Source organism: Mucilaginibacter sp. (assembly GCF_041663085.1).
Classification (GTDB): domain Bacteria; phylum Bacteroidota; class Bacteroidia; order Sphingobacteriales; family Sphingobacteriaceae; genus Mucilaginibacter.
On record NZ_JBAZRC010000024.1, the window covers coordinates 1 to 13,838 of the forward strand.

Sequence of the window (13,838 nt, forward strand, 5' to 3'; positions counted from 1 at the left end):
TAACGGCCATATTTAAGGTAGCATCATATACCTACGGGCCTTTGCTGGGCTTATACAGTTTTGGCCTGTTTGTGAGCTACAGGCAAGTGAAAGATAAACTGGTGCCTTTTATCTGTTTAATATCGCCCGCGGTATGCTATTTCCTGAGCACCGAATCGAAAGTGCTGCTGGGCGGGTACGTTTTCGACAATGAGCTTATCATTGTAAACGGATTAATTACCTTTGCCGGCCTTTGGATCTGTTCGTCACCCAAAATTAAAACTGTAAAAGCTAATCCTTCTTTGTCATGACTAAAATAGTCACTTCTAAACTATTGTTATTCGTTCTTTTTTTATGTTACTGCACAAATACTAACGCGCAAGAGTATTATAAAAATTTAAACATCATCCCCTATCCGTCAACCCTTACACCGGGCGAGGGTTACTTTGTGATCAATGCACAAACCACCCTTATTGCTCCCCCCAGGTTTGTAAATGAAGCTGCACAGCTTAATAAACTCGTAAAAGCAGGAACCGGGCGTACGCTAATACAGGGAAAACCACATCCAACAAATACAGTACAGTTTGTTTATGATGGTTCTATAAAAAACCCTGAAGCATACCGCCTTAATATTACAACGAAACACATTATTATTACCGCCGGTACATCTGCCGGCGCGTTCCACGCAGTTGAAACCATCAGGCAATTGTTACCGGTTTCTGTTGAAACAGGGCAAAAAAAGGCACAGGTAAGCCTGCCATCGGTAAATATTGATGACCAGCCTGCCTATGCGTGGCGGGGTATGCACCTGGACGTATCAAGACACTTTTTTTCGATAAGCTATCTCAAAAAGTTTATTGATGTAATGGCCCTTTACAAAATGAACAAGTTTCACCTGCACCTTACCGACGACCAGGGCTGGCGTGTTGAAATAAAGAAATATCCTAAATTAACTGAACAAGGCGCCTGGCGAACATTCAACAACCAGGATTCGGCATGTATGAAAAGGGCTGCTAATAACCCCGATTTTAATATCGATCAGCAACACATCATACAAAAAAACGGAAAAACGCTTTACGGCGGTTTTTATACACAGAAACAATTAAAAGACCTTGTTGCCTATGCGGCCAACCGCCATATTGATATTATCCCTGAAATAGATATGCCCGGCCACATGATGGCTGCCATTAACGCCTACCCCTATTTAACCTGCGACAGCCAGAATAAATGGGGCGAGCTATTTTCAACGCCAATATGCCCATGTAACGAAACCACCTTTGAGTTTGCCAAAAATGTATATACCGAGATCATGGAAATCTTCCCTTCAAAATATATCCATATTGGTGGTGATGAGGTTGACCGCCGTGACTGGGGCAAATCTGAAGCCTGCAAGGAACTGATGAAGCGCGAAGGCATAACCAACTTGCCCGATCTGCAAAATTACTTTATAGACCGGATGGAGAAGTTTTTCAACTCAAAAGGCCGCAAACTCATCGGTTGGGACGAAGTGCTTGAGGGCAAAATAAGTTCGACAGCGATGATCATGTATTGGCGCAGCTGGGTGCCTGATGCCCCGGTTAAAGCGGCACGAAACGGCAACCAGGTTATCATGACACCTGGCACACCATTGTACTTTGATAACCCGGCCGATAAAAATTCCATTTCTAACATCTATCATTTTAACCCGGTGCCCCAAAACTTAACTGCAGAACAGGCTAAGCTCATTATTGGCGCCCAGGCCAATATATGGACAGAATACATCCCATCCGAAAAACGTGCCGATTATATGTATATGCCACGCATGACCGCCCTGGCCGAATTACTTTGGACGAATAAACAAGACTATTATAAAAGCTATACCCAACGCCTTGTTCAGCAATACAGCCGGTTAGAAGCACTGAACATAAATTACAGGCAGCCAGATCTTGAAGGAGTACTGGACACACGGGTTTTTATCACCTCAGATACTGTGAAAGTGAATTCGCCGTTAAGTACATCTGCCATCAGATACACTACCAATGGCGATTTGCCCGGCCAAAATTCGCCGCTGTTACGTAATTATGTGGTGAACCATCCTCAAACTATAAAACTGGCTGCATTTACCCCAAGTGGTAAACGCGGCGATATTTATACAGTAAAGTACGTGCAGCAAAAACCGGCAGAGCCTGTAACTGTGGCAGGCGTTGCCCCCGGGTTAACAGCAACTTATTATAAAGGCTTTTTTAAAGGCGCCTCGGGCATAACACAGGGCGCTGCCGATAGTGCCTTCGTTACGCAAACCATTTCGGTACCGGCATCGGTTAAGGCACCCTCGTTCGCTGTAAAATACAGAGGTTATATTGATGTACCGCAGGATGGCGTTTATACATTTTACCTAACCTGTGATGATAGCGGGATATTGAACGTGGCCAACCGCGAAACAGTTAATAACGACGGCATGCACTCACCAATGGAAAAAAGCGGCCAGGTTGCCCTAAAAAAAGGTTTGCAACCATTTGCTTTAGATTTTGTTGAAGGAGGCGGAGGATATACACTTAAACTACAATATAGTATAAACGGAAATGAACGGGCTGATGTCCCTGAATCATGGTTTAAACATAACCAATAACATAAAAGCTACTAAGCATCATATTTAAATTTTTTGTAATAACATGACTGGTGAAGAAAAGATAAGACAAGCATTTGAGAACAAAAACTGGCAGGAAATAAAAGTAACCGATTCCTGGCAGATCTTTAAAATAATGGCCGAATTTGTTGACGGCTTCGAGAAACTGGCCAAAATTGGCCCCTGCGTATCCATCTTCGGGTCGGCACGTACGCATAACGATAACAAGTATTACAAACTGGCCGAGAATACCGCCCGCCTGCTTACCGAACGTGGCTATGGTGTAATATCGGGCGGTGGGCCGGGTATTATGGAGGCTGCCAACAAAGGCGCTTACGAAGCCGGTGGTAAATCCGTAGGTTTAAATATCGAGCTGCCTTTTGAGCAGTTCCACAATAAGTATATTGATAGGGATAAGATCCTGGAGTTTGATTACTTCTTTATCCGCAAGGTAATGTTCATGAAGTACTCACAGGGCTTCATCATCCTGCCGGGTGGTTTTGGTACCATGGACGAATCATTTGAGGCCATAACGCTGATCCAAACCGGTAAAATTGCACGCTTCCCTATCGTTTTTGTTGGGGTTGATTATTGGGGAGGCCTGTTTAAATGGGTAGAAGAGAAAATGCTGGCTAATGAGCATAACATCAGCCCGGACGATTTAAACCTGTACCGCGTGGTTGATACCGCCGAAGAAGCCGCAGAGCACATCTTCCGTTTCTACGATAAATATGTATTGAAACCCAACTTTTAACGGGTTCTATCAACATAAAAAAAGGCGGCTCAATTTTATTGAACCGCCTTTTTAGTTTAGGTAAATAAATATTATTTACTCTCCGATACTTTTGACGCATTGGCAACCGCATCAGGGTCGGCAGCCATCTCAACCATGTTGGTTACTTCGTCAAGCACTGCTTCTGCCGAGCCTGAATAACCTGTATATCTAAACCTGGTATTACCATTTTTATCAATGATAAATTTAGTTGGTATAGCATCTACATTAAATAAGCCCGCAACTTTCCCTTGCCTGCCATCAGCGGCTTTATCATCTAACAATACCTGGAAACTATACTTTTTATCTGCTATAAATTTTTTAACTCCCGGCACATAGTTATCTCCGTTTTCAAATGTGTCTAAAAAAAGGAATTTCACATTCGGATTGTCCTTGTATTTATTGACAGCCAATTGCATCCCCGGGAATGATGCTATACACGGGCCACACCAGGTAGCCCAAAAATCTACCACAACAACTTTACCCTTAAGGCTTGCCAGTGATACCTCTTTACCGTCAAAATCTTTCAACGCGAAAGCCGGTGCAGGTGTATTGATCATATCCTTCACCAGCTTAGCCCTAGCCAGCGCTGTTTTTTGCTTATCCAGCCCGGCAATGTATTCAGCATAACCGGCATCGCTCCCTTTTACTTTAGCATAAGCCGTAGCCAATTGAGCTTTTAACCCCTCCGAACTTTTACCCGCAACGATAGATTTTTCGGCCACTTCCTTTGTTTTTGCATATTGGCCACTGGCGTTCAATATCATCGCGTAATGCTCGTTTATTTCTGCATCCTGGTAAGTCATACCGTTATAAACCTCACTTTGATATTTTAACGCCTCCGGGAATTTACCCAGTTTATACATGATAAAGGCGTAGGTATCAGCGTTATTTCTGTATGTAGTACGGTTATTCTCATTAATTTGCCTGGCAGTCATAAACATGCCATCGGCGCCCGTTTTTAACTGCTCGTCCAAAATATCTAATGATTGTTTTGACAGTACCGCTGCTTCATCAAGGCGCTCCCCTTTCTCGGCCCACTTCCAGGCAACGCTATTTAAAACTATTGCTAATTGCGATTTGTTTTTTAGCTGTGCAGCCCATTCATTATACTTTGCAATGTTACCGGCATTAAGATAAGCTGATGCTATTTGCACCCGGAAATTATCCTGAATAGTAGCCTTCTCGTTCTTCTCCGGATATTTGGCCAGGTAAGCACGATAAAGTTCTTCTTTTTTAGCCGCGTTTTTTTCTTTGTTGATGGCCATGCCCGCAGCATTTTGCGCGGCCTCGCCATTAGGGAATTTAGCAACAATAATTGAGTTCAATGAATCAGCAGAGCTTTGTTTCCTAAGCCGCGCGTATAAACCAGATGCCATCATCATTTCTTTTTCTTTACCGCTTTTTGTCCACGCAGCAATTTTATCTTTTACCAATTGCTGGCTGGCGGCATCTTTCGATGCAGCTATCAGGCCTACATAATTTAAGCCATAATCCAGCTCGCTTTGCGGGTATAATTCAAATTCTTTTTTGTACAGATCAATAGCTACCGGTGCATCGGTTTTTAACTTGCTAAAGTAAGCGCCCATACCACTCCCTATTGTGTAGGCTTTCATAGCATAAGCACCTGCAACCGGTTTATCATTAGTGCCATATACCAGGTATACATATCCCTTTTCAACATTATCATCTATAGCTTCGCCGCTATTTATTTTAAAAAATAAGCTTTTGGTATCGGCTGGTACAACAAACTCTCCTGCCAGGTTTGCTCCATCTTTTTTCAGGTCAGCATCTACAGCGTTATTACGCTTATTATCTAAAAAGTAAATTGTTGCTTTAATATCCTGCTTCCCATCAAGCGGCGTTCCCACAGGGTTATAAGTAAAGCTTATCTTCTGCCCCACCGAGGGTGTTTCATCAGATAGTTTAAGATGATCTGCTGTTTGCCCAATAGCACTTTGCAGCATCAAAGCACAAGGTAGTGTGATAAGTAGGTTAAGTGTTTTCATGGTGAACTATTTTTTTAGTCAATGTAAGAATTTAGTTACATTGTTTCCAAACATTATATGGTAATTAATAGAGATATTTAAAATAATAGTTGTTTATTTACGGCAATGGACGCGCTTACCCAACCCAAAAAGAAGGCTGCCCTGAGCTTTATATTTATTACGCTGCTTATTGATGTTATAGGTTTAGCCATCATTATTCCTGTTTTCCCTAAGCTGATAGAAACGCTTATACATGGCAATATCAGCCAGGCATCCAAGTATTCGGGCTTGTTGCTGGTAGCTTATGCCGTTATGCAATTCCTGTTTTCGCCGCTGGTGGGAAACCTTAGCGATAAATATGGCCGCAGGCCGGTACTGCTATTCTCGCTTTTAGGGTTTGGTATCGATTATCTTTTCCTGGCGTTTGCGCCTACCATAGGCTGGCTGTTTGTTGGCCGTATTATAGCGGGTATTACCGGCGCAAGCTTTACCACGGCATCGGCCTATATAGCCGATGTGAGCGAACCCGAAAAACGCGCCCAGAATTTTGGAATGATAGGCGTTGCATTTGGCCTTGGTTTCATCATAGGCCCAGTAATAGGCGGTATACTGGGTAAAATGGATACGCATTACCCCTTTTATGCTGCAGCCGCACTGGCACTGTTAAATGCTGCCTATGGTTTTTTCATATTGCCCGAATCGTTAGACAAAGAACACCGTCGCGATTTTGACTGGAAACGCGCCAACCCAATGGGTTCTCTGATCCAATTAAAAAAATACCCGGCTGTAATTGGCCTGGCTGCTTGTCTGTTCATCGTTTACTTTGCCGGCCACGCCGTACAAAGCGTATGGACTTTCTACACCATGGAGAAATTTAAATGGACTGAAGACATTGTTGGTTATTCGTTAGGCTTTATTGGTTTGATGATAGCCATCGTTCAGGGTGGCCTGATCAGGATAGTTATACCTAAACTTGGGCAAAACCGCAGCATCTGGATTGGCTTGGTTTTATACGCCATAGGCATGCTGCTTTTTGGCCTGGCTAACAAAAGCTGGATGATGTTCGCCTTCATGATCCCTTATGCCTTGGGCGGTATTTGCGGCCCTGCCCTGCAAGGTGTGATGACCAACGAGGTACCCAAAAATGAACAGGGCGAACTGCAAGGCGGCCTAACCAGCTTAATGAGCCTTAGCTCCATATTCGGCCCATGGTTTATGACGTATGTATTTTATTATTTCACGAGTACCAAAACCGCTATCCACCTGCCCGGTGCGCCATACTTTGTAGCATCGGGATTAATGTTAATTGGCGCGATACTTGCCGTACGTAGTTTTAAAAAAGAGAAACAATCAGTTGATAAAACATCTTATAACAGCGGTTCGCATTAACAGCCCATACTTTATATGATTAAACCCGCCCAACATGGCAAAGCCGCTTTAGGATTTATTTTCGTCACCATATTTATTGATGTACTGGGTTTGGGTGTTATTATCCCTATCCTGCCCAAATTATTGGAAGAACTTGGCCATGTTGATATCAGTATGGCCAGCCAATATAGCGGTTACCTCACCTTCACCTACGCATCCATGCAGTTTTTGTTTGCCCCGGTATTGGGTAACCTGAGCGATCTGATAGGGCGCAGGCCTGTGTTGCTTTTCTCGCTTTTTGGGTTCGGTATCGATTACCTTTTTATGGCCTTTGCCCCTACCATTGCCTGGCTTTTTGTAGGACGGCTTATAGCTGGCATTGCCGGCGCCAGCACCACAACAGCAACGGCCTACATAGCCGATGTAAGTACCGGCGAAAAAAGGGCTGCCAACTTCGGCCTGATAGGTGCAGCAACGGGCCTGGGCTTTATTTTAGGTATTGGCCTTGGTGGTTTTTTAGGCGCGATATGGATAAGGCTGCCGTTTATTGTAGCCGCAGGGCTTGCTTTACTGAACGCCTTATATGGCTTTTTTGTACTGCCCGAATCATTGGCGATAAGAAACAGGCGCAGGTTTGAGTGGAAACGCGCAAACCCGGTGGGCTCATTATTACGATTGAGGAAATATTCGTTAGCCATAAGCACACTGATAACCGCATATACGGTAGTTTATATTGGCCAGAAAGCGGTGGAAGGTGTATTGCCTTTTTATGTGATAGAAAAATTCCAGTGGACAACACAAAGCATCGGGGCGCTGGGGATCTTTATAGGCCTGCTTATAGCGGGCATACAGGGCGGCTTTGTCCGCTGGACGATCCCCAAGTTTGGCTTGCGGAAAAACATACTGGCAGGCATAGCTTTTTACGGTATAGGGCTTGTACTTATCGCATTTAACAATGTAGGATGGCTGATGTATGTTTACATGATCCCCTATTGCCTGGGTGGTATAGGCGGCACCGCGCTACAGGGCTTTATATCTGATAATGTACCTGCCAATGAGCAAGGCGAACTGCAAGGCGCACTTGCCAGCCTGGTGAGCCTAACAACTATTATTGGCCCACTGATGATGACCACCTTATTCCATCATTTCACCATAAAAGGAGCTTCAGTATATTTCCCGGGGGCGCCATTTTTGCTGGGTGCTATACTGATGCTGATCAGTGTTATTTTAACAATAAGAAGCTTTAAGAAAAAAGACGATTCGCATAAACTGCCCGAGGCTACTTTAATGTAAGCCGCTAACCCCGCCGGATATCACAAACTTCATCACATCAGCAGCGTTGCGGTTGATAGGTTTTACTTTATCTGCAGATACAATAACCACCTGCCCCGCAAACGAGTACGACATGGGGAAATATACGGCAACTTCCCCAGGCAGATCGATCGACTTCATATCCTTTTGAACCAGGAAACCTATTTTCTTCAACCCAAATTCGTTTACTTCAACTAAAACAGGCTCGTTAAACTTCTTCTCCTCGCCTACAAAAGCTTCGGTAAGGTCTTTTATGGATGAATACAGGAATTTGAAGAGCGGCAGGCGGTTTAGCCAGCGGGCAAACCATTTTTTAATAGGATCGGTAATAACGTTGGTAACCAGTATCCCCGCTATCAGGATGATCACAATTACATTTAAAATACCCAAACCGGGAATATAAAGCGGTTTACCCTGGCTGTCAACCAACATCTCGCTGCTCAGGTTAAGTGAAGTATCAATCCGCGATACGATCCAGAACATCAGGAAGAAAGCCGCGCCAAGCGGCACCACGATCAAAAGGCCTTTAATAAAGTAATTAAGCAGGGCGCCGAATATTCTCTTCATCCGAAAATAATTAGTGATTTAGTGAATGAGTGACTTAGTGATTGGCATATCCATCTTAAATCTGCACATCCAAAATCTGCATATCTGCACATTTATTCGTAAAAGTACACTCTTTTTACCCTTTGCGAAATATTTGTTAATATTTCATAAGGGATGGTACCTATTTGCAGGGCAAGTTCCTCAATGCGTTGCTGCTCATTAAACACAATAACCTCGTCGCCTTCTTTCACTTCCACGTTGCTTACATCAATCATACACATATCCATGGTAATGTTGCCAACCGTAGGCACAAGCGTGCCGTTAACCAGCATGCGGCCAACACCGTTACCAAAAGCACGCAGATAGCCATCGGCATAACCAATACGCACGGTGGCTATTTTACCATCAGTTTTAAGGCTGCCGTTGCGGTTATAGCTAATGGTTTCATTTGCGGCTACTTTTTTAACCTGCGATATAGTAGTTTTTAACGTAGCTACCGGTTGCAAGCCGCTTTCTTCGCGCGGTACGGCGGCGTCAACACCATACAGGCCAATACCCAGCCTAACCATATCATACTGCGCGTTTGGCCAGCGCGTAATGCCCGATGTATTGCTGATATGTTTAATAACCGTGTACCCCAAAGCATCTTCTATCTGCTTGTAGGCCGTTTCAAAGATCTTGATCTGCTGCATGGTAAACATATCGTGCTGCTCGGCATCACTGGCTACCAGATGCGAGTAAACCGACTGTACACGTATGTATTGATTGATCTCCAGCAGGTCGCACAGGGTCTCCACCTCAAAGGCTTCAAAACCTACGCGGTGCATACCGCTATCTATTTTAATGTGTACCGGATAATTGATAATATCCTCGTCCTGCGCAAATCTTACAAATTCATCCAATAAACTAAAACTATAAATAGCAGGCTCTAACTTATTAGCTACCAGCTTATCATACGATTCAGGCTCGGGGTTAAGCACCATTATGGGCATGCTAATCCCGTTCTCGCGCAACTCCACGCCTTCATCGGTATAGGCAACCGCCAGGTAATCAACTTTGTTGTATTGCAACATATTGGCTACCTCGAAAGTGCCGCTGCCGTACGAGAAAGCCTTTACCATCGCCATTATTTTAACACCGGGTTTTAAGCGGCCTTTATAAAAGTTAAGGTTGCTGAGCAGCGTATTCAGGTTTATCTCTAAAACAGTTTCATGCGCCTTTTGCACCAGTGCGCGGCTTATCTTTTCAAACTCAAAGCTGCGCGAGCCTTTGATCAGGATGGTTTCCTCCTGCAGGTGCAGTTTGCCCAGGTCTTTCAATAAGGCAGCTGTGTCGGCATAAAAATGCGTTTGGGGCAGGTTAAATAACGATGAGTACTCCTGTAAAGATGTACCTACACCAATAAAGCGGTCGACATGTTTGGTGGTTACCAGTTGGGCCACCTGTTTATACAAAGCATCCCGCTGCAAGCCGGACTGATAGATATCCGAAAGGATCAGCGTTTTCTTTTGGTGCTGGTTTTGTTGGTTCAAAAAGTTCAACGCAATTTCAAGCGACTGGATATCGGAATTATAGGAATCATCAATAATAGAACAATCGTTAATTCCATGTTTAAGTTCCAAGCGCATACTTACAGCGGCGAGGCGCTCAATCCGGTCGTCGGCATCCACCGGACTATAACCCATGGCCAGCATGGTTGCCCAGCAAACGATGGCGTTTTCTATGGATGCTTCATCCCGGTACGGTAAAAGGCATTCAATCTCCTTTTCCTTATACATGGCGCGCATGTAATACTTGCCGGATATGGTAGTTTCGCTGAACACATACAGATCTACCTGGTTAAACTTGCGGCTCCAGGAGAAGCACTCACGGGTTTTTAGTTCGTCTTTATGATCTATCAGCGCTTCGTAGTTATAGATAAGCTGCTTGCAGTTTTTAAACAACTTTAGCTTTTCAGATAGTTTTTCCCCGGGCGATTCAAAGCCTTCATCGTGCGCAGTACCAATATGGGTAAGCACCCCTATAGTAGGTTGTATAACGGCTTCCAGCTTATCCATTTCGCCGGTGGTAGAGATACCCGCCTCAAATATGCCAAGGTTATGCGTTTCGTTTATCTGCCAAACAGAAACAGGTACCCCTATTTGCGAATTATAACTTTTAGGGTTACGTGCAATGCTTTTTTCAGGACTCATTAACTGGTACAACCACTCTTTTACAATGGTTTTGCCATTACTGCCGGTAATGCCTATAACATCCAAATTAAACCGTTTGCGATGATGTGCAGCCAAAGTTTGCAAAGCTGCCAATACATCGGCCACTACCAGGAAATTGGCATCGGGCATAATGGTATCGGGCCTATGGTTTACCACAAAATTGCGCACACCTGCGGTATAAGCATCGGCAATAAATTCGTGGCCGTCCCGCCGGCCATCTAATGCAAAAAACAACGAACCTGCGGGATTATTTATACGGCGGCTATCGGTAAGCAGGGTGTTTATGATGGTATCATCAACTATATTACCACCTGCATTTATAACCTGTTTTATATCACTAATAGCGTAAGAATGTTGCATGACACGAATTTGCTTATATTTCTATGAATAGAAGAATTTTTAACGAATTTTGGTTTTGATGGATACCCCTAAAAAAGTAAAAATTACCGATATAAACGTTGCTATGGCTAAAGCCGAACACTACTGTGCCTACCAGGAACGGTCGCAGCAGGAAGTGCGAAATAAACTATACGAATGGGGACTGTGGACAGACGCCGTAGAAAACATCATCACGAGGCTGATCGGCGAGAATTACCTTAACGAGGAACGCTTTGCCAAAGCCTATGTAAAAGGCAAGTTTAGCCAGAAAGCCTGGGGCCGCATCAAGATAAAGCAAGGGCTAAAATTAAAAAATGTGTCGCCGGTGCTGATTAAAAAAGCGCTTTTAACCATTGATGCCAGCGACTACATGGGCGCCCTAACCCGTTTAATTGAGAAAAAGAAAGCCACATTAACCGAAAAAGACCCTTACAAACGCAGGTATAAACTGCAACAGTATGCTTTAAGCCGTGGTTTTGAACCCGAGCTTGCCGCAGAGGTTTTGAAAAACAGCGAGTTATAAAAAACTTAAAAAAAAGTTTAATTTTTCCTTGCAGAACATTCATTTCTGTCTATATTTGCACTCCCGCAAACGCAGTAATGCTAAGCAGGAAATACCAACGCGAAAGTAGCTCAGTTGGTAGAGCACGACCTTGCCAAGGTCGGGGTCGCGAGTTCGAATCTCGTCTTTCGCTCAAATCCCTTCATTAACCCGGAGGGATTTTTGTTAAAAGGTTAATCACCTGCTCAGATGGTGGAACTGGTAGACACGCAGGACTTAAAATCCTGTTCCCGTTAAAGGAGTGCGGGTTCGATTCCCGCTCTGAGTACAATTATGACAAGTAGCCAATTTTATTGGCTACTTTTTTTATGAGTTAAATTTGAATTGTGCGGTGATAACACTTACCATAGGCTAAATGCCTGGAGATTTTAAATAGGGTGCGTGTTGTGTTGGAAATATCAACGATCGATAAGTTAAATATTACTCTTGACTATCAATCTATATTTAAGTTTATTCCATTTCGTACTTAGTCCCTGTAGAAAAATCAGGTTCCCATATTCATCCATGTTATTTTCCCTATGCGATTTCTGAATCCAGTTCTCATAAAATTTGTCAAATTGTTGATTATCTAATTCCGGTAACTTAAACCCGGACAAGTCCCAAAATTTACTAAAATCACTATTATTTAGGTTTTGGCTAACAAATTCTGGCATTCCCATTAATTTCAACAGCAATGTAAGTTCATTTTCATCGGCCAACATTACAGTTTGAAAATCTGGATAGATAGCAATGAATTTTTCCAGGTCATCTAAAGTGCCAATACTAAATTGGTCACCTGCTATAAAATTGAATTCCATTATAACTGTCTTTTTAATTGTTCCTAACATCTAAAATATGCACTTTTTTTGATTCCAATGTTTTTTAAAATTGATTCGATCCCATTTTATGGTTCAATCAAAACGGGTTAGATATTTCCAATCGGCCTCAGTCATCAAATAGAGTGGCTATTCGTTTAAGATCATCCAAAAAATGGTTCGTGGGGACTGCGGCTTTGAGTACTAAAGCCCGATACATGTCCGTATCGGGCTTTTTGTTTTATACCGTTTTTCCTCCTGTTACAGTTTATTAGAAATTGGTTTTGTTATGATACAAATCTGCGTAATAAGGCAATTATGCGTAGGGTGTATATGCGACAAAACAAGGGTATATTGTGCAGTGAGCGGTTAACTCGGTAAAATGTATCAATCTTACCCACTTCTGTATAAACTGCCCGGCGCCGGCTCATATAACTTTGCCTTAACATTTTAAAACAACAACAATGGCAAAAACAATTTTTATTACCGGCGCCTCACGTGGTTTCGGTAAACTATGGGCCGAGGCACTTTTGCAACGCGGCGATAAAGTAGTAGCAACAGCACGCGACCTGAGCACCCTTAACGACCTGGTGAGCAAATACGGCGATAATATTTTACCGTTACAGCTGGATGTTAACGACCGCGCCGCCGATATCGCAGCTATCCAACAAGCTAAGGAGCACTTCGGCAGTATTGATGTGCTAATCAACAACGCGGGTTATGGCCTGTTTGGCAGCGTTGAAGAAACTAACGAAAAAGAAGCACGCGAACAGATGGAAACCAACTTTTTTGGTTTGCTATGGCTTACACAGGCGGTATTGCCTGTAATGCGCCAACAGGGACACGGCCACATTATCCAGGTATCAAGCGTGTTAGGTTTGGTTACTTTACCGGTACTGGGCTTATACAATGCCTCTAAATTTGCGGTAGAAGGTTTGAGCGAAACATTAGCTACCGAAGTAAAAGGCTTTGGCATTAACATTTCATTGATAGAGCCTAATGGTTTTGCAACCGAATGGGCCGGCGCATCGTCTGCACAAACAGTTGCTATGCCCGAGTATGATGCCGTACGGGCGGCTTTCCAGGCCGGGTTAACGGATGATATTTTCGGTGTGCCGGAGGCTACAACCCCTGCGGTGCTGAAACTGATAGACAGTGAAACCCCTCCCCTGCGTTTATTCCTTGGTAAAGTGGCTTACCCCTGGGTAAAACAAACTTACGAAGGCCGTTTTGCCGAAGGGGAGAACTGGAACGAGGTTGCATCTGCGGCACACGGTAAATAACCTGTTTAAATGATATTGTTTTGACTGATCTACGCCGTA

10 protein-coding genes, 2 tRNA genes and 1 pseudogene are annotated in these 13,838 nt (G+C 43.6%); 9 read left to right on the plus strand and 4 right to left on the minus strand.

The genetic code is table 11. From position 1 onward, the window contains the following. The 3 genes and pseudogenes from WC615_RS07360 to WC615_RS07370 all read left to right on the plus strand — a co-directional run. A pseudogene (locus WC615_RS07360) lies at nucleotides 1-290 on the plus strand (sodium:solute symporter); the annotation flags it as partial. Continuing rightward, nucleotides 287-2,587 carry a family 20 glycosylhydrolase gene (locus tag WC615_RS07365; protein WP_372977466.1) on the plus strand — a complete coding sequence of 767 codons (2,301 nt, stop codon included), beginning with the start codon at nucleotides 287-289 and terminating at the stop codon, nucleotides 2,585-2,587. The pseudogene WC615_RS07360 and the gene WC615_RS07365, both read left to right, overlap by 4 nt. Nucleotides 2,588-2,630: 43 nt before the next feature. Continuing rightward, the gene (locus tag WC615_RS07370; protein WP_191177248.1) at nucleotides 2,631-3,338 is read left to right on the plus strand and encodes a TIGR00730 family Rossman fold protein; all 708 of its coding nucleotides are present in this window, start codon (nucleotides 2,631-2,633) and stop codon (nucleotides 3,336-3,338) included. 71 nt (nucleotides 3,339-3,409) lie between these two features. Here WC615_RS07370 and WC615_RS07375 read toward each other — a convergent pair whose 3' ends face one another. Beyond that, on the minus strand, nucleotides 3,410-5,365 hold the full coding sequence (locus WC615_RS07375; RefSeq protein ID WP_372977467.1) for a TlpA family protein disulfide reductase: 1,956 nt from the start codon (nucleotides 5,363-5,365) through the stop codon (nucleotides 3,410-3,412). Nucleotides 5,366-5,470: 105 nt separating this feature from the next. Here WC615_RS07375 and WC615_RS07380 point away from each other — a divergent pair, with 105 nt between their 5' ends. Beyond that, nucleotides 5,471-6,733 carry a TCR/Tet family MFS transporter gene (locus tag WC615_RS07380; protein ID WP_372977468.1) on the plus strand — a complete coding sequence of 421 codons (1,263 nt, stop codon included), beginning with the start codon at nucleotides 5,471-5,473 and terminating at the stop codon, nucleotides 6,731-6,733. Nucleotides 6,734-6,748: 15 nt separating this feature from the next. Then, nucleotides 6,749-8,005 (plus strand): TCR/Tet family MFS transporter, encoded by a 1,257-nt coding sequence (locus WC615_RS07385; protein WP_372977469.1) that lies wholly within the window; start codon nucleotides 6,749-6,751, stop codon nucleotides 8,003-8,005. Here the strand turns inward: WC615_RS07385 and WC615_RS07390 are convergent. Continuing rightward, nucleotides 7,997-8,590, minus strand: a complete 594-nt coding sequence (locus WC615_RS07390) for a DUF502 domain-containing protein (protein WP_372977470.1) — start codon at nucleotides 8,588-8,590, stop codon at nucleotides 7,997-7,999. The genes WC615_RS07385 and WC615_RS07390 overlap by 9 nt on opposite strands. A gap of 92 nt (nucleotides 8,591-8,682) precedes the next feature. Then, complete coding sequence (locus WC615_RS07395; RefSeq protein ID WP_372977471.1) at nucleotides 8,683-11,142, minus strand: bifunctional UDP-N-acetylmuramoyl-tripeptide:D-alanyl-D-alanine ligase/alanine racemase; 2,460 nt, start codon at nucleotides 11,140-11,142, stop codon at nucleotides 8,683-8,685. Between the two features lie 58 nt (nucleotides 11,143-11,200). Here WC615_RS07395 and WC615_RS07400 point away from each other — a divergent pair, with 58 nt between their 5' ends. From WC615_RS07400 to WC615_RS07410, 3 genes are all read left to right on the plus strand, one after another. After that, a complete protein-coding gene (locus WC615_RS07400; RefSeq protein ID WP_372977472.1) occupies nucleotides 11,201-11,683 on the plus strand; it encodes a regulatory protein RecX in 483 nt (160 codons plus the stop codon). A gap of 99 nt (nucleotides 11,684-11,782) precedes the next feature. Continuing rightward, nucleotides 11,783-11,855: transfer RNA gene (locus WC615_RS07405), tRNA-Gly, on the plus strand. A 50-nt stretch (nucleotides 11,856-11,905) separates the two neighbouring features. Next, nucleotides 11,906-11,990 (plus strand) — tRNA-Leu (locus tag WC615_RS07410). Nucleotides 11,991-12,135: 145 nt separating this feature from the next. On the opposite strand, the gene WC615_RS07415 is transcribed toward WC615_RS07410, so the two are convergent. Continuing rightward, nucleotides 12,136-12,519: a hypothetical protein gene (locus WC615_RS07415; RefSeq protein WP_372977473.1), complete on the minus strand. Its 384-nt coding sequence runs from the start codon at nucleotides 12,517-12,519 to the stop codon at nucleotides 12,136-12,138. Between the two features lie 461 nt (nucleotides 12,520-12,980). Here WC615_RS07415 and WC615_RS07420 point away from each other — a divergent pair, with 461 nt between their 5' ends. Then, nucleotides 12,981-13,799 (plus strand): SDR family NAD(P)-dependent oxidoreductase, encoded by an 819-nt coding sequence (locus WC615_RS07420; protein WP_372977474.1) that lies wholly within the window; start codon nucleotides 12,981-12,983, stop codon nucleotides 13,797-13,799. The last annotated feature ends 39 nt before the right edge of the window (nucleotides 13,800-13,838 follow it).